The 23036-nt window shown below is 64.3% G+C and carries 13 protein-coding genes and 3 rRNA genes; 4 read left to right on the top strand and 12 right to left on the bottom strand.

Annotated elements, in window-relative coordinates; all coding sequences use genetic code 11:
* Window positions 1–672: a TetR/AcrR family transcriptional regulator gene (locus tag F8O06_RS02115; RefSeq protein ID WP_158037232.1), complete on the bottom strand. Its 672-nt coding sequence runs from the start codon at window positions 670–672 to the stop codon at window positions 1–3.
* 76 nt (window positions 673–748) lie between these two features.
* Between F8O06_RS02115 and F8O06_RS02110 the strand changes: the two genes are divergently transcribed.
* Window positions 749–1912, top strand: a complete 1164-nt coding sequence (locus tag F8O06_RS02110) for a hypothetical protein (RefSeq protein WP_158037231.1) — start codon at window positions 749–751, stop codon at window positions 1910–1912.
* 553 nt (window positions 1913–2465) lie between these two features.
* Here the strand turns inward: F8O06_RS02110 and mfd are convergent.
* The 3 genes from mfd to F8O06_RS02095 form a co-directional block, all read right to left on the bottom strand.
* Window positions 2466–6656, bottom strand: a complete 4191-nt coding sequence (gene mfd, locus F8O06_RS02105; protein WP_225733330.1) for a transcription-repair coupling factor — start codon at window positions 6654–6656, stop codon at window positions 2466–2468.
* Between the two features lie 2 nt (window positions 6657–6658).
* Window positions 6659–7291, bottom strand: coding sequence for an aminoacyl-tRNA hydrolase (pth, locus tag F8O06_RS02100; RefSeq protein WP_158037230.1), 633 nt, complete (start codon window positions 7289–7291; stop codon window positions 6659–6661).
* Window positions 7292–7407: 116 nt separating this feature from the next.
* Complete coding sequence (locus tag F8O06_RS02095; RefSeq protein ID WP_158037229.1) at window positions 7408–8058, bottom strand: 50S ribosomal protein L25/general stress protein Ctc; 651 nt, start codon at window positions 8056–8058, stop codon at window positions 7408–7410.
* A gap of 314 nt (window positions 8059–8372) precedes the next feature.
* Between F8O06_RS02095 and F8O06_RS02090 the strand changes: the two genes are divergently transcribed.
* Window positions 8373–9584: an NAD(P)H-dependent flavin oxidoreductase gene (locus tag F8O06_RS02090; protein WP_158037228.1), complete on the top strand. Its 1212-nt coding sequence runs from the start codon at window positions 8373–8375 to the stop codon at window positions 9582–9584.
* Between the two features lie 103 nt (window positions 9585–9687).
* On the opposite strand, the gene F8O06_RS02085 is transcribed toward F8O06_RS02090, so the two are convergent.
* Window positions 9688–10647, bottom strand: a complete 960-nt coding sequence (locus F8O06_RS02085; protein WP_158037227.1) for an aldo/keto reductase — start codon at window positions 10645–10647, stop codon at window positions 9688–9690.
* Window positions 10648–11384: 737 nt separating this feature from the next.
* Window positions 11385–12617 (bottom strand): Na+/H+ antiporter NhaA, encoded by a 1233-nt coding sequence (locus F8O06_RS02080; protein WP_158037226.1) that lies wholly within the window; start codon window positions 12615–12617, stop codon window positions 11385–11387.
* Window positions 12618–12719: 102 nt separating this feature from the next.
* Between F8O06_RS02080 and gndA the strand changes: the two genes are divergently transcribed.
* Entirely contained in the window at window positions 12720–14180 is a 1461-nt protein-coding gene (gndA, locus tag F8O06_RS02075) for an NADP-dependent phosphogluconate dehydrogenase (protein WP_158037225.1), read from the top strand.
* Window positions 14181–14268: 88 nt separating this feature from the next.
* On the opposite strand, the gene F8O06_RS02070 is transcribed toward gndA, so the two are convergent.
* From F8O06_RS02070 to F8O06_RS02060, 3 genes are read right to left on the bottom strand one after another with little or no spacing between them, the layout of a single operon-like run.
* Window positions 14269–14847, bottom strand: coding sequence for a mismatch-specific DNA-glycosylase (locus F8O06_RS02070; protein WP_158037224.1), 579 nt, complete (start codon window positions 14845–14847; stop codon window positions 14269–14271).
* The gene (locus F8O06_RS02065) at window positions 14844–15356 is read right to left on the bottom strand and encodes a DUF4186 domain-containing protein (RefSeq protein ID WP_158037223.1); all 513 of its coding nucleotides are present in this window, start codon (window positions 15354–15356) and stop codon (window positions 14844–14846) included. The genes F8O06_RS02070 and F8O06_RS02065 overlap by 4 nt, the downstream gene beginning before the upstream one ends.
* A 10-nt stretch (window positions 15357–15366) precedes the next feature.
* Window positions 15367–16050: a hypothetical protein gene (locus F8O06_RS02060; protein ID WP_158032132.1), complete on the bottom strand. Its 684-nt coding sequence runs from the start codon at window positions 16048–16050 to the stop codon at window positions 15367–15369.
* A 66-nt stretch (window positions 16051–16116) separates the two neighbouring features.
* Between F8O06_RS02060 and F8O06_RS02055 the strand changes: the two genes are divergently transcribed.
* Entirely contained in the window at window positions 16117–17085 is a 969-nt protein-coding gene (locus tag F8O06_RS02055; protein ID WP_158037222.1) for a hypothetical protein, read from the top strand.
* Between the two features lie 46 nt (window positions 17086–17131).
* Here F8O06_RS02055 and rrf read toward each other — a convergent pair.
* From rrf to F8O06_RS02040, 3 genes are all read right to left on the bottom strand, one after another.
* Window positions 17132–17248 (bottom strand): 5S ribosomal RNA (gene rrf, locus F8O06_RS02050).
* Between the two features lie 126 nt (window positions 17249–17374).
* Window positions 17375–20476 (bottom strand): 23S ribosomal RNA (locus F8O06_RS02045).
* A 481-nt stretch (window positions 20477–20957) separates the two neighbouring features.
* A 16S ribosomal RNA gene (locus F8O06_RS02040) occupies window positions 20958–22479 on the bottom strand.
* Together the 16S, 23S and 5S rRNA genes form the textbook arrangement of a ribosomal RNA operon.
* Between the last annotated feature and the right edge of the window lie 557 nt (window positions 22480–23036).

Raw genomic sequence — 23036 nt, 5'->3', positions numbered from 1 at the left:
TCAGCGCGGGCAACCGGACGAATACGCCTCGACCGCAGGAATCAGCTGTTCAACGAGCTCGTCACGGCTCAGATCTGCCAGCGGTGTCACCTTCATGATGTAGCGGGAGATGCCGACGCCGAGCAGATGCGCCGCGAGCAGCTGACTCTGAACCGTGATCGTGCCGTCGGCTGCGACATCGATGGCGGCTCCAGCCACCGCATCCGCTGAGGCATCGGCAGCCCCACGGCGCGCGGCGAGCTGTGCCAGACCGACGATCAGACGATTCGTCACCATCTGCTGCAGGCGTTCGCGGCTGTCTTCAGATTCCAAAGCGGCACGGAACAGCGCCCGCACCATGAGGGCCGTCTCGGGCGACTCCCACATCGAGAAATAGGTGTCGAGCAGATCGCGAGCACCGGCGCTTTCCGGATCGATCTTCATCAGGTTGCTCAGCATACGCTCGGCGTGCTGGGTGACGGCCTCGTCAAAAAGTCCCTGTTTGCCGCCGAAGAAGTGGCTCACCAACGCGACGTCGACCCCCGCGCGCGTCGTGATCACACGCAGACTCGCCCCCTCATACCCGCGCTCGGCGAACACCTCTACAGCTGCCTTCAGAATCTGCTCGCGGCTCGTCGAGCCGCCTTTCGGCCGCCCTGGGGTACGTCTCGCTGTGCCGCTGGTGTCTCGCATACACCCATGCTACATTATTCAACGCACGTTGAGTTCAATGAGTGTTGAATTACTAAACAGCGACACAAGGAGCCCCATGAACCCGCAGAATCGCCCGACAGACGACGAGCGCACGCCGCTTGAGAACACGACGCGATCAGCGCCACCGGCCAGTCGCGGCAAACCTGCGAAGCGTCCCCTTCCGATATGGATGCAGGCGCTCGCGCCCGGCCTGCTGGTCGCCGTAATCTGTGGCGTCTTCGTAAGTGCCTTCCTCTGGCCGATGAGTCAGATGCACCCGGAGGGCATTCGACTCGCCGTCGCCGGCCCCGATGCACAGGTGTCGCAGATCGAATCCGCTCTCACCGCACAGCAGGCGGATCTGTTCTCATTCGCCCAGCAGAACGACCGGGACGCCGCAATCGGCGCGATTGAGCGCCGCGACGTCGACGGCGCCGTGATCGTCGGCGAACAGGGCACCGAATTCCTCACCGCGTCGGCCGGCAACGCACAGGTCACGCAGATGCTTGGTCAGGTCGCCACCGGCATGCGACAGGGGCTGGAGCAAAAGAGCGACCAGGCGATCGACGACGCGCTTTCCGCAGCCAAATCGCAGGGCGCATCCGCCGAACAGATTCTGGCCATGCAGCAGACGCTGCACGAGAAGGCGAAGGCTGCGACCACCGTCACGGTCACCGATGTCGTCGGCGGAGGCAACGCGTTCGCGGGGAACCTCACCATGCTGCCCGCTCTGATCGCCGGCATGATGGGCGGCATGTTCTCGATGCTCATGGTCAAACGGCCTTATGCGCGGCTGATCACGCTCGGCGTCGCCGCACTCGGAGCCGGACTCATCGGTGCCGCCGTGCTCGGCCCGTGGTTCGACATGATCCCGGGCAGCTACTGGGCGCACGCGCTGGCGTTGGGTCTCGGTGCGCTGGCGATCAGTTCGGTGATCGCGGGACTCGGCACGCTGTTCGGCCCTGCCGGCATGGGGATCGGGGTCGCGCTCGTTCTGCTGATCGGCACGCCTTGGGGCGGCATCATGGTACCGACCGAATTTCTGCCGGGGTTCATGGGGACGTTCGGCGCGCAACTGCCGAACGGCACGGTCGTGAGCCTGATGAAGTCGCTGAGCTACTTCCCTGATGCCTCGACGAGCGGACAGTGGTTGACCCTGCTGCTGTGGGCAGCCGCTGGAGTCGTGCTGTTGGTGATCGGGGCCATGCTGCGCGGGCGGCGTGGAGGCAAGACGGCCTGACCGACGCCGGGCGGGGCGCTTCGACGGGGCGGTCTGAATATGGGTTCGGGGCGCCATAGAGGATGCTGCGCGGGTGTGCAGATGCCGAAAGTACAAAACCTGCGGACATCAGCAAACGATGCCCACCACTTCTGCACACTCGCCCCGCATTCAGCAGGTTCTGCACACTCGAGTTCAGACACCGGCTCCATTCGACAGATTCTGCACACTCGCGCCCGAGCATCCACCCCGCTCATTAGGTTCTGCACACTCGCAGCCAGCCACCGACCCCATTCAGCAGGTTCTGCACACTCGAGTCCTGTGGCACTCCTTTCATCGTGCTGCGTCTCGGTCCCTAGCCTGCCCACCCCATCCAGCCGCCGCAAATGCTGCACCACCGCATCCAGACATGACACTTGGCATGCCTCGATCGCCTAGAGCCACAATTCCCATGCCTCGATCGCCTAGAGCGACAATTCCCATGTCTCGATCGGCAGAAACAGCATTTCCCATGCCTCGGTCCCACCCAGCGTGGAATCACAGCAGTCCAAGACCAGAAACAGCCCCGCCCGAATCAGAAGTCGTCGGCCTTGCGCCGGCGGGCCCTGCGTTCGCGCGCGCGAGCATCGGCCGCGGCACGACGGGCGGCGGCTCGCTCCTCGAAGGTCTGCGGCCGGGCAACACCCGAATCACGGTCTGAGGCAGATGATGCGGATGCTCCGCTCTCCCCTGCCTCCCCGTGTGCGCTGGTCTGAGCGTGGGTTTCAGAAGCCGAGCCAGCCTCTGAAGACCGAGAAGCGGCCGATGCACTGCGGCCCTGACGCCCTGCGCCCGCAGCACGAGATCCCTTCGACGCCGAATCGCCGCTGTCGGTCCGTCTGGCACTGGTGCGCGCAGAACCTGTGCCACGTCGACTCCCCGTCTGACCTGCGGCGCCGCTCTCAGCGCCAACACCTGCCCCGCTTGGAGCGCCAACACCGCCAGCACTCCCCCCAGTGCCGACACCGCTGCTCTCAGCCCCAGCGTCAGAGCTCTCAATCGCAGCAGCGACCGGAGCCTCGATCACTTCGAGACTGACCAGAACTCCGGTCACCCAGTCGACCAGCGGCTGCACATCGTCCAAGCCCAGCAGCTCTTCGGGCACGGTGATCAGCGCCCCGCCGCCCGCGGGCAGCATCGTGTACGAGCCGTAGAGCCGGCGCAGGCGCATCTGCAGCGAATCGCTCAACTCCAGCGGCGCGAGGCGCAGCCGACCGCTCACCGCGATGACCTCGGCCAGCCCGGAGCCCGCGAGCGCGCGCCGCAGACGCGACACCGAGATGAGATTGCGCACGGGCAGCGGCAGCCTGCCGTAGCGGTCTTCGAACTCCTCGACCACCGCGTCGATGGCTCCGTCGCGCCCGGTCGGGCTCGAGGCGGTCGCCAGCTTCTGATAGGCCTCGAGTCGAAGTCGCTCCGAGTCGACGTAATCGGTCGGAATGTGCGCATCGACCGGAAGCTCGAGCCGAAGCTCGATCTGCTCCGCAGCATCCCCGCCTTTGAACGCGTCGACGGCCTCGCCGACCATCCGCAGGTACAGGTCGAACCCGACTCCCGCGATGTGTCCGCTCTGCTCGCCGCCCAGCAGGTTGCCCGCACCGCGCAGCTCCAAGTCTTTCATCGCGACCTGCATGCCGGCGCCGAGCTCGTTGTTCGCAGCGATCGTCTCAAGCCGGTCGTGGGCGGTGTCGGTCAGCGTCTTCTCCGGGTCGTACAGGAAGTACGCGTAGGCACGCTCGCGCCCGCGCCCCACACGCCCGCGCAGCTGGTGCAGCTGCGACAGACCATAGCGCTGTGCATCGTCGACGATCAGTGTGTTCGCATTCTGAATGTCCATGCCGGTCTCGATGATCGTGGTCGAGACGAGCACGTCGAACTTCTGCTCCCAGAAGTCGACGATGACCCGCTCCAGCTCGCTCTCGCCCATCTGCCCGTGCGCGACGCCGACGCGTGCCTCGGGCACCAGCTCGGCGATGTGCGCCGCAGCCTTGGCGATGTCGCCGACACGGTTGTGCACATAGAACACCTGCCCCTCGCGCAGCAGCTCGCGCCGCACCGCCGCGGCGACCTGCTTGTCGCTGAACGCCCCCACATACGTGAGCACCGGGTGACGTGACTCGGGCGGTGTCGCGAGCGTTGACATCTCGCGGATGCCCGTGACAGCCATCTCCAGGGTGCGCGGAATCGGCGTGGCGCTCATCGAGAGCACGTCCACATTCGTCTTCAGCTCTTTGAGACGCTCCTTGTGCTCGACGCCGAAGCGCTGCTCCTCATCGATGATCACCAGCCCGATCTTCTTGAAGTGCACGCTCTTGCTCAGAATGCGGTGGGTGCCGATCACCATGTCGACCGACCCGTCGGCGAGTCCTGCGATCGTGTCGGCGGTCTCTTTCGCCGTCTGAAAACGCGAGAGCGTGCGCAACTTCACCGGAAAACCCGCATACCGCTCGGCGAACGTCTCGGCGTGCTGCTGCGCAAGCAGTGTGGTCGGCACCAGCATCGCGACCTGGTAGCCGTCCTGAATCGCCTTGAACGCCGCACGCACCGCGACCTCAGTCTTGCCGAAGCCGACGTCGCCGGCGAGCAGGCGATCCATGGGCATCTCGCGCTCCATGTCGTGCTTGACCTCGTCGATGGTCTGCAGCTGATCAGGCGTCTCGGCGTACGGAAAGGCCTCTTCGAGCTCGTGCTGCCAGGGGGTGTCGGGCCCGAAGGCGTGCCCTTTCGCCCGGGTGCGCTCGGCATAGAGCTTCACCAGCCCGACCGCGATCTCGCGCACCGCCTTGCGGGCCTTGCTCTTGGTGCGCGACCAGTCCGAGCCGCCGAGCTTCGACAGCGTCGGGTCTTCCCCGCCCACATACCGCGTCAGCTGGTCCAGCTGGTCGGTCGGCACGTAGAGCCGGTCGCCCGGGTGTCCCTTCTTGCTCGGTGCGTACTCGATCACGAGGTATTCGCGCAGATGCCGGCCGTCACGCCCGCCGACCTCACGGCTGGTCAGCTCGATGAACCGGCCGATGCCGTGCTTGTCGTGCACGACCAGGTCTCCGGGCTTCAGCTGCAGCGGATCGACCGTCTTGCGTCGCCGGCTCGCCAGCTTCTTCGGCTGGCCGCGGTTGTAGCTGGCAGTGCGCCCGAAGAACTCGGCCTCGGTGATCAGCGCCAGCCGTTCGTCGGCGAGCTCCCAGCCCTCGTCGACGTCGGCCACGAGGATGCTGGCCACGCCCGCCTCGATGGCTCCGGCGGATGCGGCGCGCGCGGCGACCTCCTGATCGGCAAGCAGCTGCATGGTGCGGGCGGCCGTGCCCTTGGCAGCCGCCGTGATCACCACGCGCCAGCCGTCAGAGAGCAGAGCGCGAACATGCTCGACCGCGCCGTTGGCGTCGCCTGCGAAGCTCGGGACGGCCCGCGCGACCACGGGCACCGATCCGGCGGGCGCGTCTGCGGCATCCGCCCCACTCGTGTCGGCGCCGGCGATCTCGCTGTCGAACGGCGACAGCTGCCACCAGTGGCGTGGAGACGCCGCCTTGCGCAGCGCGTCCAGGTCGAGATACTCGCCGGCGCTGAGGTCGATCGGCGCTTCGGCTCCGGCGACTGCGGCACTCCACGCCGCCTCGAGAAACTCGCGGTTGGTCGCGACCAGATTCTCGGCGCGGGTACGGGCTCGCTCCGGGCTCACGACGGCGACGACGGCATCGCGCGCGAGGTAGTCGGTGATCGGCACGAGATGATCGTCGAGCGCGGGAGCCAGCGATTCCATGCCCTCGACCGGAATGCCCTGCGAGAGCTTCTCGAGCATGCCCGAGAGGTTCGGAAACTCGTGCTGCATCTCGGCGGCGCGCTGACGCACGTGCTCGGTGAGCAGCAGCTCACGGCTGGCGCCGATGTCGACCTGGTCGAGCTGCTGTTCGTCGGTGCGCTGGTCGGCCACGTGGAACGGCTTGATGGTGTCGACCTCGTCGCCGAACAGCTCGATGCGCACCGGATAGTCGGCGGTCGGCGGGAACACGTCGATGATTCCGCCGCGCACGGTGAACTCGCCGCGACGGGTGACCAGGTCGACGCGTGCGTAGGCCATCTCGACGAGGCGGGTGGCGAACTCTTCGAGCGGGTGGTCCTCGCCCACCGCGACATGCAGTGGGCGAATGCTGGCGAGGTTGTCGGCGACCGGCTGCAGTGCCGCTCGCACACTCGCGATCACGATCTGCACCTGCGGCTGAGCCGCAGCCGCGCCGCCCTCTGCAGCCGGGGTCTGCTCGGAGCTCGACGCGGCATCCGCCTCGCCGCCTGCACCGCGCGCATCGCGCCAGTCGGCGAGTGAGCGCAGCACCTCGAGACGCTGCCCGGTGACCTGCGGCGACGGGCTCAGTCGCTCATGCGGCAGGGTCTCCCACGCCGGCAGCTCCTGCACCGAGGCTTCTGGCAGCAGCTCGCGCAGAGCGCGCAGCAGCACGTCGGCCTCACGCCCCGTCGGCGTGATGATCAGGTACTGCCCCCCGGCGTTCGCCGCAGCGAGGTCGCCTGAGTACTCGTCGATCATCGCCGCCAGCAGCGCCGTGCGCAGCCTCTCGATGCCGACGACGTTCAGGTCGCGTTCGTCGATCGCTTCGCGCACTCGTTGAAAGGCCTCTGTGCCCGCGAAGGCTCGGGTGATCGACTCGGCGTGATCCGGCAGCACGAAGGCCGCCTCAGCTGCTTCGGTCTCGGCGTTCCTGCGCTTGGCTGCCATACTCACTTTCGGTTGTCGTGCGGGGCGTGGAAACGCTGCTGGGCCGGTTCGAGACCCTCAGCAGCGAGGGCGAGCGCCGCATCCGCCGCATCGCTGACCAGCATGGGCAGCTCGCGACGCTCGGTGCTTGAGAAGGGACGCAGCACATAGTCGGCGACCGGCTGCCGACCCGGCGGATGGTCGATGCCCACGCGCACCCGCGAGAAGTCACGGGTCTTCGTCGCGGCGATGATGTCGCGCAGACCGTTGTGCCCGCCGTGACCGCCGCCGCTCTTAAGGCGCAGCGTGCCGAACGGCAGGTCGAGGTCGTCGTGCACCACGATCAGGTGATCGGGGGTGATGCTGTAGTAATCGAGCAGGGCGGCGACGGGGCCGCCCGAGGTGTTCATGAAGCTGCCGAGGTGTGCGAGCAGCAGCTTGATCGTCTGGCCCGGCGCATGCGCCGCGTTCGCGGCGGATGCTCGGGTCACGCCCGTCGCTACGAAGGCGTTGGCGCGTTTGTTGCGCTGGAACGATCCGGCGCTCAGGTCGTCGGCGAGGCGCTCGACGGCCATGTGCCCGACGTTGTGTCGGGTCGCCTCGTAGTCGGGCCCGGGGTTGCCGAGACCGACGATGAGATACGGGGTGTCACTCACGGTGCGGTGAATGCTCTCTTCTTGTCTGACAGCCAGCCGTCAATGTGCCTGCAGGTGGAGCTGGGCCGCGCGCGAACGAACGCGACACGGCCCAGCAGAGCGGATGATCGAGTCGATCAGGCCTCGGTCGTCTCGGCGTCGCCGGCGCCCTCAGCCTCGGCTGCGGCCTCGGCCTCAGCGGCCTCGACGGCGAGCTCGTCAGCCGAGTCACCCATGTCGGCCGCGCTCGGGATGATGACCGAGAGCACGAGGGCCTCGGGATCGGTGACCAGTTCGGCGCCCTCGGGCAGCACGAGATCCTTGGCGAAGATCTTGGTGCCCTCTTCGGCGCCCTCGATCTCGATCTTGACGTTCTCGGGGATGGCGATGGCCTCGACGCTCAGCAGGATGGTGTTGAGGTCGGTCTCGGCGATGGTTCCGCCGACGGGCTCGCCGACGAGGTGCAGCGGCACCTCGACCTCGACCTTTTCACCACGCTTGACCGCCAGCAGGTCGACATGCTCGATGATGCGCTTCACCGGGTCGCGCTGGACGTCTTTCACGAGCACCAGGTGCTCGTCGTCACCGGTCTTGACGGTGAGCAGGGCGTTCGAGGTGCGCAGTGCGAGGCCGAGCTGGTGGGCCTCGAGTGCGACGTGCACGGGCTCTGCACCGTGGCCGTAGATCACTGCGGGGGTCTGGCCCTCGCGGCGCAGCTGACGCGAAGCGCCCTTGCCGAAGCTGGTGCGCACGATGGCGTCGAAGGTGTTCTCGGCGTTGTCTGCCATTTTGTCTCCTTGGTCTGTGGGATGCGCCCCATGCGCACCCGCCGTGTGGCGCCGACGCGCTCGAATCCCGCAGTCTCATGCTGCATGTCATCTGGTGGTCGACGGTTTTCTCAACTCAAGCACTCACGCGCGAGGAGAGGGCGGGCTGCCCACTCACTGCGTCGATAACGGCTGAGACATCTGCTCACGCAGGGGTCTCGGCCCTCGCCGAAGTATCAGTGCACAGTCTATGCCGCGGCGGCCCCGCCTGCCAAGCCGTGAATTCTGCGACAGCTGGGGATTCTCGTACGCTTAACGAGCCAAAGGAGGCCCCGATGTCCCCCACTTCGTCTTCGCCCGAGCCTGCATCCGCCTCGCTGCGCGAACAGACACAGGCGCTGCTGCGCGACACCCCCATCATCCAGGCGCCCATGGCTGGTGCGACCACACCAGAGCTCGCGGCCGCCGTGTCGAACGCCGGCGGCCTCGGATCGCTCGGCATCGGCGGCGCCGACCCGACGCGCGCGGCCGAGCAGATCGCGCGCACGGCAGAGCTCACCGAACGGCCGTTCATGGTCAACTTCTTCGCACACGCAGAGCCGCGTTCGAGTGCGCTGGTGACACAGTCGTGGCTGCGGCTGCTGGAGCCCGAGTTCGCAGCCTTCGCGACCGCTTCGCCGGGCACGCTGCGCGCAATCTACGCCAGTGCGGCGACGCCCGGTGTGAACACCCAGCGACTGGTCGACGTGCTGGCGGCCACTCGTCCGGCCGTCGTGAGCTTTCACTTCGGGCTGCCTGCCGCGGGCGTGATCGAGCAGCTGCACGACGCCGGCATCCTGGTGTTCGTGACGGCGACCACGCCCGAGGAGGCGCGCCTCGTCGAGCGGGCCGGTGCGGATGCCGTCGTCGCTCAGGGGCGCGAGGCCGGAGGACACCGTGGCGTGTTCGATTCGACGCTCGACGGCGATGTCGACGGCGACGCACATGCCTCGCGCGGGTCTTCGACCCTCGACCTCGTCGCGGCGGCGGCGCGAGCCGTCAACCTGCCGCTGATCGCCGCAGGCGGGCTCATGAACGGCGTCGACGTCGCACGTGCCCTCGACGCGGGCGCTGCTGCAGCACAGCTGGGCACCGTGTTTCTGCTGTGCCCCGAGGCGGCCACCGGGCCGGCACACCGCGAGCGCATCCGCGAAGAGGTCAGTCGCGCCCACGGGCTGAACATCCCCCGCACCGATCTCGGCCAGCAGCAGCTCGAGGCGATCGACCCCACGGCATTCACCAGCGCGGTCTCGGGCCGCCCTGCACGCGGGCTGCGCAATCGAATGCACGAGATCGGCGTGCGGGCCAGAAAGCTCGGTGTGCAGATCCCCGCTTACCCGCTGACCTACGACGCGGGCAAGGCGTTGGCCGCCGCAGCATCCGCGCACGGGGATGCCACCTCGTTCGCCGCGCACTGGGCCGGCTCCGAGGTCGGCCGGGCTCGCGAGATGCCGGCGGCCGACCTCGTGCGCACGCTCGTCGCCGAGCTGAAGCGTGCCCGCGGCTAGATCGTCGTGGGAGGCCCCGGGTCGCCCTGTCAGCTGCACCTCAAGCGTGCGCATCTCCCGATGCGGGGTTCAGAGAGCCCCGGGTCGCCGCATCAGCGGAGGCTCAGTGGGCCCAGGTCGAGACTTTGTCGAGCTCGGCCACTTCGTCGGCGGTCAGCTCGACGTCGCCGACCGCAAGCAGCCCCGCGACCTGATCGACGCGTGAAGCCGAAGCGTTCGGCGCCACCACCTGCGGCTTCGCAAGCAGCCAGGCGAGGGCGGCCGTGGCGATCGACGTCTGGTGTGCCTTGGCGATCTCGTCGAGCTGGTCGATGATCGCCAGACCGGCTGGCACTGCGTACTTCGATGCGGCACCTGCCCGCGGCGAGTCGCCCTGCTCGACGGGCTCGCGGTACTTGCCGGTGAGAAACCCCGAGGCAAGTGACCAGTACGGCAGCACCGCGAGGTTCTCGCGCGCGGCGAGCGGCGCAAGATGCTCTTCGTAGTCATTGCGATGAACGAGGTTGTAGTGCGGCTGGATGGCCACCGGCTCTGCCCAGCCGTTGTCACGCGAAGCCTTCAGCCAGGCCTCGGTCGCCTCGGCAGAGAAGTTCGAGACGCCGATCGCACGGATCTTGCCGGCCTTCACCAGGTCGTCGAAGGCCTGCGCAGTCTGCTCGATGGGCACGTTGGGGTCTTCTTCGTGCGCGTAATAGAGGTCGATGTAGTCGGTGCCGAGTCGCTGTAGCGAGTCGTCTGCTGCGGCTGCGACGTTCGCCGGTGAGAGCCCGGGGCGCTTGGAATACTTCGCCACCTTCGAGGCGATCACCACAGACGAACGATCCCGCCCGCGCAGCCATGACCCGATGATCGTCTCGGATTCGCCGCCGACGTGCTCGTCGTCGGCCCACTCCGAGTAGGAGTCTGCCGTGTCGATCAGGTTGCCGCCGCCCTCGGTGAACCGGTCGAGCAGTTCGTGCGAACGCTGTTCGTCGGCTGTCCAGCCGAAGACGTTGCCGCCGAATGCAAGGGGGAAGATCTCGATGCCGCTCTTGCCGATCACTCTGGTCGCTGACTTGGTCATTGTCTGTTTGCCTTTCGGTCAGGCGTTGTTCGGAGGTGGGCGCTCGTTGTTCAGGCGCAGGCCCGCTCGCTCGGATGTCTGCACACCATATCCAGTGTGGCCGTCGTTCGCACGCAACTGCGACGTGTTGCGTCACACGATATTCGTTCGCCTCGATGCTGGCCCGCATCTGCCCGCCCGCCCAGACGCCATCCGACAGGTGCCGCACCCAGCGCCGTGCCAAACCCGACGCCGTGCCACATCCACACACCCACCACATCCACGCCCAGCGCATCCACACCCAGCGCCGTTCGCCACATCCATCCGCCCCAAATGCTCCCCACCGCCAACCAGACATGCCAAGTTGCATGCTTCGATGCCGCACAACGACATCTCCCATGTCTCGATGGCGTCCCTCTCAGCTCCCCGACGCCGAAAGTGCAGAATGCGCGACCATCAATGCGCAATGCCCGCATCTTCTGCACACTCACCGTGCATTCAGCACGTTCTGCCCTCTCGAGACCAGCCCCGCCTTCCCGGCCTTCCCGGCCTTTCAGGGGTGGCAGGGGTGGCAGAGGTGGCAGAGGTGGCAGAGGTGGCAGAGGGTGCCTTCGCCTTGCCCTTGCCCTCGCCCTTTGCCCTTTGCCCTTTGCCTCGCATCTGGAGCCTTCCCGGCGGTGCGGGGCTGCCGATGTAGGCAGAATGATGACCTTGGCTGATTCTCCCCGGAGATCTCTCTCCTCGAAGACCCCCGCGAACTACTTCCGACGCCTCCGCAGCAGTCGATACGCGATCGCTGCCAAAACCGGGGCTACGAACGAAGCCGCCAACACGCCCAACGTGGCGTGCTCGGTATGCAGCACCGCATCCGCCCCACCGCCGGAGAACGCGAGCTGCGCCACGAGCAGCGACATCGTGAACCCGACACCGGCGAGCAGGGCGACCACCCAGAGATCCGGCCAGCTGACTGATGCCGGCGTGCGCTGAACCACGGCCGTGCCAGCGCGCCGAGCGCGGCTGACGCTCCACGCGCGGCCGATCCGCTGCACGATCCACGTCGCCAGGATGATGCCGACCGGCTTGCCGACGACAAGCCCCAAGAACACTCCGAAGAAGACAGGGTCAGCACCGAGCGCCACAGCACCAGCACCACCACCCCCGACAGCGGCGTCCGACACCTCCCCGGCACCCCCGCCCCACAGCGGCACCCCGGCGCTGACCAGGGCGAAGGCGGGCACGACGATCCACATCGAGAGCTGCTGCAGCATCCGGCGCAGGCGCGGCCGCACCCACGGCCCAATCAGCAGGCCGAGCGCTACGGCCACAATCGTGGGATGCAGCCCCGGCGTGTAGAACACCGCGAGCACGATCATCGCGAACAGGTCGTCGGCGACCGCGAGCGCGAGCAGAAACGCACGCGCAGGAGCGGGCACTCCCGGCGCCACAAGCGCGAGCAGCGAGACCGCGAAGGCGATGTCGGTCGCCGTGGGAATGGCCCATCCGTGCGCAGCCGACCCGCCCGCGGTGAACGCGACGAAGATCACGGCCGGCACGACCATGCCTCCGAGCGCCGCCATGATCGGCGTCAGCGCCCGCCGCGGAGTCGACAGACTGCCCCGTGAGAACTCTTCGCGCAGCTCGACGCCGGTCACGAAGAAGAACACGGCGAGCAGCCACTCGGCGACCCACTCGTGCACCGTGAGCGGGCCGAGCCGTGCCTCGACCACGCCGTGCCACGCTCCGCTCGCCGCAGAATTGGCCAGTACGAGCGCGACTCCCGTCGCCGCAATCAGCAGAAGGCCGGGCAGCATTTCGGCGCGGCGTCCGCTGCGAGCGCGGTGCGCCCGTTCGGCGGATGCGTCGGTCACGTCGCGAGCAGCAGAGGCGGCGGGCTGCGTGGTTGCGCTCGGTTGGCTCGCCTCGCTGGCGACGCTCACGTCGTTCTGCGCGCCCGAGTGGTTCTGCGCGCTCGGCTCGTTGGGTGCGGGCATGTGTCTCCTCGTCTCTGTCGACCAGGCTTCCCGACGCACCACTCGGGCCGGAGGGCACGAGACCGCTCTAGTCTACCGGGCGGTCACGGTAGAATTCTCTGTATGACTTCCAGCGCATCAGCCAACATCGGCGTCGTCGGCCTCGCCGTCATGGGCAGCAACCTCGCCCGCAACCTGGCCCGGCATGGCAACACCGTCGCTCTCTACAACCGCACTCCGCAGCGCACCCGCGATCTGATGCGCGACCACGCCGACGAGGGTGACTTCGTGCCCACCGAGACCGTGACCGAGTTCGCTCAGGCGCTGCAGCATCCGCGCACCGCGATCATCATGGTCAAGGCCGGCCAGCCGACTGACGAGGTGATCCGCCAGCTCAGCGAAGTGTTCGAGCCGGGTGACATCATCGTCGACGGCGGCAACGCACAGTTCGCCGACACCATTCGACGCGAACGCGAGTCGCGTGCCCGCGGGCTGCACTTCGTCGGCGCAGGCATCTCGGGCGGCGAGGAGGGCGCGCTCAACGGGCCCTCGATCATGCCCGGCGGCAGCGACGAGTCGTACGCCACCCTCGGCCCGATCCTCGCGTCGATCGCCGCGCAGGTCGACGGCGAGCCCTGCGTCACACACGTGGGCACCGACGGCGCTGGCCACTTTGTGAAGATGGTGCACAACGGCATCGAGTACGCAGACATGCAGCTCATCGGCGAGAGCTACGACCTGCTGCGCCGCGGCGCCGGCCTCGAGCCCGCCGAGATCGCCGATGTGTTCGCCGAGTGGAACAAGACCGACCTCAACTCGTACCTCGTCGAGATCACCGCCGAGGTGCTGCGCCAAGTCGACGCCGAGACCGGCAGCCCGCTCGTCGACGTGATCGTCGATCAGGCCGGCATGAAAGGCACTGGCACGTGGACCGTGCAGACCGCCCTCGACCTGGCCGTGCCGGTCACGGGCATCGCCGAGGCCGTGTTCGCCCGCGGTTTGAGCGGCCGCCCCGTTCAGCGTGAGGCGGCGCAGCGGCGCTTCACGGCATCCGCCGGATACCCCGACGGCCAGCTCGGCGTCACCGACCGTGACGCCTTCGTCGAGGCGGTTCGTCTCGCACTGCTCGCGTCGAAGATCGTGGCCTATGCGCAGGGCTTCGACGAGATCCGGGCCGGTGCGGCGGAGCACGGCTGGAACATCGACCTTGCGGCCATCGCCCGCATCTGGCGTGGTGGCTGCATCATTCGCGCCGGCTTCCTGAATCTGATCGCGGCGGCATACGAGGGCGATCCGGCGGATGCACCGGCCTCGCTGATCGCTGCGCCTCACTTTGCCGAGGTGCTCGATGCGACGCAGGGCGCGTGGCGACAGATCGTCGCGCATGCGGCGCTCGGCGGCATCCCGGTACCCGCCTTCGCCAGCTCGTTGGCCTACTTCGACGGGCTGCGCTCGCCTCGTCTGCCTGCCGCTCTCGTGCAAGGGCAGCGTGACTTCTTCGGTGCGCACACGTATCGTCGCGTCGATCGCGAGGGAGCCTTCCACACGCTGTGGTCGGGCGACCGCAGCGAAGTCGAGGCTTAACGGGCGGCGCGCCTGACGTCTGGCGCGCAGAACCCGGGTTCGGGTCGGCTGGCCCCGCAAGGGCGCACCTTTTACCCCCTCGATGCGCTCAGGCAGACGCCTCGAGCAGCCCGGCGGCCACGCCGACCTCGCGCATCTTCGCTGCGATGCTGTCGATCGTCTCATGCGCGTTGAGCCCGCTCGGGTTCGGCAGCACCCACAGCTCAGCACCGGCCAGTCGCTCCGCCTGCAGCCCCATGTGTGCCTTGGGCCGGTGATAGGCGGTCCGGTACGACATGATACCGAGCACCGCGACCACACGTGGACGCACGCGCGTCACCAGATTGTCCAGATGCGCAGCGCCAGCGCGCAGCTCGTCGGCTGAGAGCTCGTCGGCACGAATCGTCGCACGGTTGACGAAGTTCGTCGAGCCGAGTCCGGCTGCGACGAAGTCGGCCCGGTCGGCAGGGCTCAGCCCGTGGCTGGCATCGAAGTGTCGCTGCACGAGCCCCGATCGTTCGAGCGCAGGCCAGAACCGATTGCCCGGGTAGGCATACGGGGCGTTCACCGCCGCCGTCCACAGCCCCGGGTTCACTCCGACGAAGAGCATCTCTGTGTCCGCACCGATGATGTCGTCGACCGTTCCGTTCTCATGTGCGAGCAGCTCCGCTCTCGTGAATCGCTTCATCCGTGTCGTTGCCTCTCCTGTGCACTGGCGCGCGGCGCCGACTGCGTGCCCGCTGAGGCACTTTCCGAGCCTCTGCTCGAAGCACTCCCTGTGACGCTCTCGGAGACGCTCGTCGCAACACTCTTCGACGGTGCGCCCGTTCGGCTCGCCGCATCACGCTGCAGGTCGCGGTCGATCCATGCCATGACCACTGCGGCGAGTCGGTCGAGCTCCTGTGGTGTGAGCTCACGCCCCTTCGGAATGCCGTACCACTTCTCGACGCATCCACGGCAGCAGGTGGCCGTGGCGTGCTGTGCCGGAAAGACCGGGTGCCCGCGATACGGCGTCTGACGCCCATCGTGCACGGGGTGCGCAGCGCCGATCCGTTTGGTCAGCAGGTCACGAGCGTGGGATGCGATGGTCGCCCTGCCTCGCTGCCTCGCGTAGTCAGCGTCGGCCTTCGTCAGACGGAACTTGGCGCGAAAGGTGGACCGCGCAAGTCTGGTCAGCATCCCCGCCGGGTCGTTCATGGTGCGAGGACTACTCGAGAATCTCGCCCAGATCTTGGACCTCGACTTCGTCGTCGACAAGCGGCTTCGGTTCGCCGCTTGTGCCGTGTTTGTGCTCGTTCCAGACGCGGGCAGCGATCTTGGCTCGACGCTCCCAGGCATCCGCTTCAGGGTCTTCGAGCGCACGCAGCACATCTGCGTACGCTTCGAAGAGCCGACCGCTGTATGAGAACGCTGTATCAGGATCGAGCTCCGGGATCTCGAGCGCCTTCCGCGCCTCAGCGAGCTTGCCCTGGTCGCGCCAGGCGCCGCTGACGACGATCGCGAGCTCGACGCGAACCTCGGTGGGCACATCGGTGAGATCGGTCTCTTCGGCCAGCGCGATGGCATCTGCGGGGCGCTCCAGGCCACGCTCGGCGTCGGCCAGGAGCGCGATGTTCAGCTGACTGCCGGTGATGCGACGGTGCGTGCGCAGTTCGCGCAGCGCGGTCTGCCAGTCACCCGAACGATACGCGGCGATGCCGGCGACCTCGCGGACGATCGCGATACGACCAGCTCGCTTCACGGCTGCAGCCGCATAGGTGTAGGCCTCAGCCGGATCATCGTCGATCAGTGCGAGGGCGACGGCCAGCTGCTGCGCGACCACATCGGCGTTCTCGCGAGCGAGCGTCTTGAGTTCGACGCGCATGCCGAACGGCAGGTCGTCGGGGCGCACATTCGCGGGAAGCTGCGGCTCATTGCGCCGCGGTGCGCGGTCGTCGAACCTGCGATCGTTGCGGTCGTGGCCATCATGACGGCGGTCGTCACGAGCGCCGCCGCGACGATCATCGTCCCGACCGCGATAGTTCGAACCCCGGTCATCACGCCGGTCGCTGTTTCCCCGGTACCCTCCACGACGGTCATCATTGCCGCGGAAGTCGGAACGCCGGTCGCTACCGCCACGGAAGCCGCCACGCTGACCGTCACGGTCGTTGCGGCGATCATCATGACCGCTATATCCGCCACGCCGGTCGTCACGCCGGTCGTCCCGGTAACCGCCCCGGCGATCATCCTGACGGCCGTCGCGGCCATCACGGCCTCCGCGGTAGCCTCCCTGACGGTCGTCGCGATATCCACCGCGACGGTCCTCGCGGTGATCACTGCCACCGCGGTAGCCGCCACGCTGACCATCACGGTCATTACGGTCGTTCCGGCGATCATCACGACCGCGATATCCGCCCGAGCGATCGTCCCGGTAACCGCCTCGGCGATCATCCTGACGGTCGTCCCGGCGGTCACGGCCACCGCGGTAGCCTCCCTGACGGTCGTCGCGATATCCACCGCGTCGATCCTCGCGGTGATCACTGCCACCGCGGTAGCCGCCACGCTGACCATCACGGTCATTACGCTCGTTGCGGCGATCATCGTGCCCGCGGTACCCTCCGCGAGAGGAGCCCGACCCGTCGCCGTCCCGGCGGGGGCGATCCGACCAGCGACCGCCGCCGCGGTACTCGTGACGTTCCTGGCTGCCGCTCCGGCCGCCTTCTCGGTACTGACGCTTGGGGCCACTGCTACTGCGGCGACCATTGCCCGCACCGCCCCGGTGGTCGTTTCGTTCGTTGCGGCCGTGACTGCGGTCTCCGCGGCTGTCGTCGCGATCGTTGTATTCACTCATGAGGTCTCTCCTGTTGTAGACAGGGTCTTCATCATGGTGAAGCAATCCTGCCAGTCTCGTGTTGCGTGTGTGATTGGCGTTCGTGTGTGTGGTTAACGACGGAAGGCCACCCCGCTAGCGGGGTGGCCTTCCGTGAATAATGTTCCGGCGGTGTCCTACTCTCCCACACGGTCCCCCGTGCAGTACCATCGGCGCTGTGAGGCTTAGCTTCCGGGTTCGGGATGTGTCCGGGCGTTTCCCTCACGCTATGGCCGCCGTAACGGCTTCGATCACTATTCAGTTCAACCCACACCCACACCCCAAAAGGTGTGTTGTGGTGGTTCCCGGTCATGGATCGGGAACCGCAGAGTGGACGCGTTCATCGTTACAGAAAGAATTTATGTGTGTTGTCAAGTTCTCGGACTATTAGTACCGGTCAGCTCCACACCTTACGGTGCTTCCACATCCGGCCTATCAACCCAGTGTTCTGCTGGGGTCCTCTCACCATAAATGGTATGGAAATCTCATCTTGAGGCCGGCTTCCCGCTTAGATGCTTTCAGCGGTTATCCATTCCCAACGTAGCCAACCAGCCATGCTCCTGGCGGAACAACTGGCACACCAGAGGTTGGTCCATCTCGGTCCTCTCGTACTAGAGACAGATCCTCTCAAATTTCCGACGCACGCAGCGGATAGGGACCGAACTGTCTCACGACGTTCTGAACCCAGCTCGCGTACCGCTTTAATGGGCGAACAGCCCAACCCTTGGGACCAACTCCAGCCCCAGGATGCGACGAGCCGACATCGAGGTGCCAAACCATGCCGTCGATATGGACTCTTGGGCAAGATCAGCCTGTTATCCCCGAGGTACCTTTTATCCGTTGAGCGACAGCGCTTCCACAAGCCACTGCCGGATCACTAGTCCCGACTTTCGTCCCTGCTTGAGATGTCTCTCTCACAGTCAAGCTCCCTTGTGCACTTACACTCGCCACCTGATTGCCAACCAGGTTGAGGGAACCTTTGGGCGCCTCCGTTACTCTTTGGGAGGCAACCGCCCCAGTTAAACTACCCATCAGGCACTGTCCCTGACCCGGATCACGGGCCGAGGTTAGATATCCAAAACAGTCAGAGTGGTATTTCACCAATGACTCCACGACCACTAGCGTGACCGCTTCAACGTCTCCCACCTATCCTACACAGACTGCACCGAATACCAATACCAAACTATAGTAAAGGTCACGGGGTCTTTCCGTCCTGCTGCGCGTAACGAGCATCTTTACTCGTAGTGCAATTTCGCCGAGTTCATGGTTGAGACAGCTGGGAAGTCGTTACGCCATTCGTGCAGGTCGGAACTTACCCGACAAGGAATTTCGCTACCTTAGGATGGTTATAGTTACCACCGCCGTTTACTGGGGCTTAAATTCTAGGCTTCGCCGAAGCTAACCCTTCCTCTTAACCTTCCAGCACCGGGCAGGCGTCAGTCCGTATACATCGTCTTGCGACTTCGCACGGACCTGTGTTTTTGATAAACAGTCGCTTCCCACTGGTCTCTGCGGCCCGACAACGCTCACGAAGTAAATCCGATCACATCACCGGGCCCCCCTTCTCCCGAAGTTACGGGGGCATTTTGCCGAGTTCCTTAACCATGATTCTCTCGATCTCCTTAGTATTCTCTACCTGACCACCTGAGTCGGTTTGGGGTACGGGCAGCTAGAACCTCGCGTCGATGCTTTTCTCGGCAGCATAGGATCACCCACTTCGACCATACGGTCTCACCATCAGGTCTCAGCCGAATGAGGAGCGGATTTGCCAACTCCTCGGCCTACACCCTTAGACGGGGACAACCATCGCCCCGCGGAGGCTACCTTCCTGCGTCACACCAGAGATACGCTAGCCGCACCAGACAGGGTCGAGCGCTAGGCCTCTTTCCTACCCCGAAGGGCAAGCCAGAGGATTCGGGCTCTTAGCATCACTGGGTTGGCTCTGACGGTTCTTCGCCGGTACGGGAATATCAACCCGTTGTCCATCGACTACGCCTGTCGGCCTCGTCTTAGGTCCCGACTTACCCAGGGCGGATTAGCCTGGCCCTGGAACCCTTGGTCTTCCGGAGGACGGGTTTCTCACCCGTCATTCGCTACTCATGCCTGCATTCTCACTCGTGTGGCCTCCACCGCTGGGTCACCCCGCGGCTTCAACGCCCACACGACGCTCTCCTACCCATCCGCACGACTGGACCACGAAGGCCTGTCACAAATGCGAATGCTACGACTTCGGCGGTGTGCTTGAGCCCCGTTACATTGTCCGCGCAGAATCACTTGACCAGTGAGCTATTACGCACTCTTTCAAGGGTGGCTGCTTCTAAGCCAACCTCCTGGTTGTCTATGCAACTCCACATCGTTTCCCACTTAGCACACGCTTAGGGGCCTTAGTCGGTAGTCTGGGTTGTTTCCCTCTCGACAATGAAGCTTATCCCCCACTGTCTCACTGCCATGCTCTCACTTACCGGCATTCGGAGTTTGGCTGACGTCAGTAACCCTGTGGGGCCCATTAGCCATCCAGTAGCTCTACCTCCGGTAAGAAACACATGACGCTGCACCTAAATGCATTTCGGAGAGAACCAGCTATCACGAAGTTTGATTGGCCTTTCACCCCTATCCACAGCTCATCCCCTCAGTTTTCAACCTAAGTGGGTTCGGTCCTCCACGCGGTCTTACCCGCGCTTCAACCTGGCCATGGATAGATCACTTCGCTTCGGGTTTAGAACATGCGACTCAAACGCCCTATTCAGACTCGCTTTCGCTACGGATCCCCCACACGGGTTAACCTCGCCACATATCACTAACTCGCAGGCTCATTCTTCAAAAGGCACGCCGTCACACCAACAAGGGCGCTCCGACGGATTGTAGGCAAACGGTTTCAGGTACTATTTCACTCCCCTCCCGGGGTACTTTTCACCTTTCCCTCACGGTACTCGTCCGCTATCGGTCATCTGGAAGTATTTAGGCTTACCAGGTGGTCCTGGCAGATTCACACGGGATTTCACGGGCCCCGTGCTACTTGGGAAATCCTCCGGGCGATCACAGCATTTCGTCTACGGGACTCGCACCCACTACGGTCGGCCATTCAAGACCATTCAACTATGCTATTCAACTACCCTCGCCGCTCAGCAGCGCGACAGGAGACTCCCACAACCCCGACCATGCAACACCTGCCGGCTATCACACATAATCGGTTTGGCCTCATCCGCTTTCGCTCGCCACTACTCACGGAATCACTAAATTTGTTTTCTCTTCCTGTGGGTACTGAGATGTTTCACTTCCCCACGTTCCCTCTCACAGCCCTATACATTCAGACTGGAGTAACCAGGTCACAGCCCGGCTGGGTTCCCCCATTCGGAAATCCTCGGATCAAAGCTCGTTTATCAGCTCCCCGAGGCATATCGCAGATTACCACGTCCTTCTTCGGCTCCAGATGCCAAGGCATCCACCGTTTGCCCTTCGAAACTTGACCACATAAGTAACGAACACAACAAAATCAATTCATCATGTTCACCAGTGTCATCAGTCCGAACCACCACGACAACAGCCGCAATGGTGCAAACAAAATTGACTACAAATATCTATCCGACACACCCACCAAAAGGCGAGCGTGTCCGATGCTCGCGTCCACTATGCAGTTCTCAACCAACGACCAGCACCGCACCCCAACCAGCCACAAAGACCAGCCAGACCACGGCCCAGAAGGGCCAAAGCCCAAGGAAAACCGTCCAACCACCAAAAGCGGCCGACCCGATCCCCCAGGACCCAACAGTATGCACCCCACACCCAACACACCCAAACACTTTCCAAACCCTCCGAAGAAGACCGTACTCACACTCAAATGCACCAGACGCAGGCATGTCGATGATTCCACCCATGAGCAACCCACCAGCTCTCTTGGAAACACTGGCAGGCACTATCAACGAAACCAAACGGTTCCGAAAGCTCCTTAGAAAGGAGGTGATCCAGCCGCACCTTCCGGTACGGCTACCTTGTTACGACTTAGTCCCAATCACCAGTCCCACCTTCGACGGCTCCTCCCAAAAGGTTAGGCCACCGGCTTCGGGTGTTACCGACTTTCGTGACTTGACGGGCGGTGTGTACAAGGCCCGGGAACGTATTCACCGCAGCGTTGCTGATCTGCGATTACTAGCGACTCCGACTTCATGGGGTCGAGTTGCAGACCCCAATCCGAACTGAGACCGGCTTTCTGGGATTCGCTCCACCTCGCGGTATCGCAGCCCTTTGTACCGGCCATTGTAGCATGCGTGAAGCCCAAGACATAAGGGGCATGATGATTTGACGTCATCCCCACCTTCCTCCGTGTTGACCACGGCAGTCTCCCATGAGTTCCCACCATAACGTGCTGGCAACATAGGACAAGGGTTGCGCTCGTTGCGGGACTTAACCCAACATCTCACGACACGAGCTGACGACAACCATGCACCACCTGTATAGAGACCTTGCGGGGCGACCATCTCTGGCCGTTTCCTCTATATGTCAAGCCTTGGTAAGGTTCTTCGCGTTGCATCGAATTAATCCGCATGCTCCGCCGCTTGTGCGGGCCCCCGTCAATTCCTTTGAGTTTTAGCCTTGCGGCCGTACTCCCCAGGCGGGGTGCTTAATGCGTTAGCTACGACACGGAAACCGTGGAAAGGCCCCCACGTCTAGCACCCAACGTTTACGGCATGGACTACCAGGGTATCTAATCCTGTTCGCTCCCCATGCTTTCGCTCCTCAGCGTCAGTAACGGCCCAGAGACCTGCCTTCGCCATCGGTGTTCTTCCTGATATCTGCGCATTCCACCGCTACACCAGGAGTTCCAGTCTCCCCTACCGCACTCTAGTCTGCCCGTACCCACTGCAAGCCCGAGGTTGAGCCTCGGGATTTCACAGCAGACGCGACAAACCGCCTACGAGCTCTTTACGCCCAATAATTCCGGACAACGCTCGCGCCCTACGTATTACCGCGGCTGCTGGCACGTAGTTAGCCGGCGCTTTTTCTGCAGGTACCGTCACTCTCGCTTCTTCCCTGCTAAAAGAGGTTTACAACCCGAAGGCCGTCATCCCTCACGCGGCGTTGCTGCATCAGGCTTTCGCCCATTGTGCAATATTCCCCACTGCTGCCTCCCGTAGGAGTCTGGGCCGTGTCTCAGTCCCAATGTGGCCGGTCACCCTCTCAGGCCGGCTACCCGTCGTCGCCTTGGTGAGCCATTACCTCACCAACAAGCTGATAGGCCGCGAGTCCATCCCCAACCAAAAAATCTTTCCAACCGCTACAGATGCCTGTACGGTTCATATCCAGTATTAGCTACCGTTTCCAGCAGTTATCCCAGAGTCAGGGGCAGGTTACTCACGTGTTACTCACCCGTTCGCCACTAATCCACCGAAGCAAGCTCCAGCTTCATCGTTCGACTTGCATGTGTTAAGCACGCCGCCAGCGTTCGTCCTGAGCCAGGATCAAACTCTCCGAAGAAAATCTGACATGGCTCTAAAAACCACCACAAAAGTGATGGCATAAAACCAAAAGAAAACATGAACCACCAAAACCAAACGGTCTCAGCAATCCAAATCAATTGGCATCGACATGTGCACACTGTTGAGTTCTCAAGGATCGGACGCAACCAACCATCACCACCCAAACCTGGGCGACTACCTGCCGGCGCAACTTTTCCAGCTTACCACAACCATCCACCAAGTCAAACCAGGACACCCAGACAAAACCAGGAGAACCAGAAGACCAGAACGGCCAAGGCGCTTCACTATGTTACCAGAAATTCACACAACGTCAACCCGGAAAAACCAGACCAACACGCAAACAACCAAGCAACACAGACACCCACCATACACCAAAACCAAACGGCCCCAGCAACACAATGAGCGGCCCCCGCTTGAGGCCCAGAACCCTACAGATCCCAGCACCTTTGGGGTGACAAGAAGAAACAATACCCACACCCCACCAACCACCCAAAACCACACCAACCACCCGGGCGTGTCGAACACCACCAACCCAGGCACACGCACAGGCACAGG

It is taken from the genome of Pseudoclavibacter sp. CFCC 14310, from assembly GCF_008831165.1.
Classification (GTDB): domain Bacteria; phylum Actinomycetota; class Actinomycetes; order Actinomycetales; family Microbacteriaceae; genus Pseudoclavibacter_A.
Note: the sequence above shows the minus strand (reverse complement) of the source record. Positions and strands in the feature narration are given on the sequence as shown.

Coding starts and splice junctions, on each gene's coding strand:
- F8O06_RS02115 (WP_158037232.1), bottom strand. CDS start 672: ATGCGAGACACCAGCGGCACAGCGAGACGTACCCCAGGGCGGCCGAAA.
- F8O06_RS02110 (WP_158037231.1), top strand. CDS start 749: ATGAACCCGCAGAATCGCCCGACAGACGACGAGCGCACGCCGCTTGAG.
- mfd (WP_225733330.1), bottom strand. CDS start 6,656: ATGGCAGCCAAGCGCAGGAACGCCGAGACCGAAGCAGCTGAGGCGGCC.
- F8O06_RS02095 (WP_158037229.1), bottom strand. CDS start 8,058: ATGGCAGACAACGCCGAGAACACCTTCGACGCCATCGTGCGCACCAGC.
- F8O06_RS02090 (WP_158037228.1), top strand. CDS start 8,373: ATGTCCCCCACTTCGTCTTCGCCCGAGCCTGCATCCGCCTCGCTGCGC.
- F8O06_RS02085 (WP_158037227.1), bottom strand. CDS start 10,647: ATGACCAAGTCAGCGACCAGAGTGATCGGCAAGAGCGGCATCGAGATC.
- F8O06_RS02080 (WP_158037226.1), bottom strand. CDS start 12,617: ATGCCCGCACCCAACGAGCCGAGCGCGCAGAACCACTCGGGCGCGCAG.
- gndA (WP_158037225.1), top strand. CDS start 12,720: ATGACTTCCAGCGCATCAGCCAACATCGGCGTCGTCGGCCTCGCCGTC.
- F8O06_RS02070 (WP_158037224.1), bottom strand. CDS start 14,847: ATGAAGCGATTCACGAGAGCGGAGCTGCTCGCACATGAGAACGGAACG.
- F8O06_RS02065 (WP_158037223.1), bottom strand. CDS start 15,356: ATGAACGACCCGGCGGGGATGCTGACCAGACTTGCGCGGTCCACCTTT.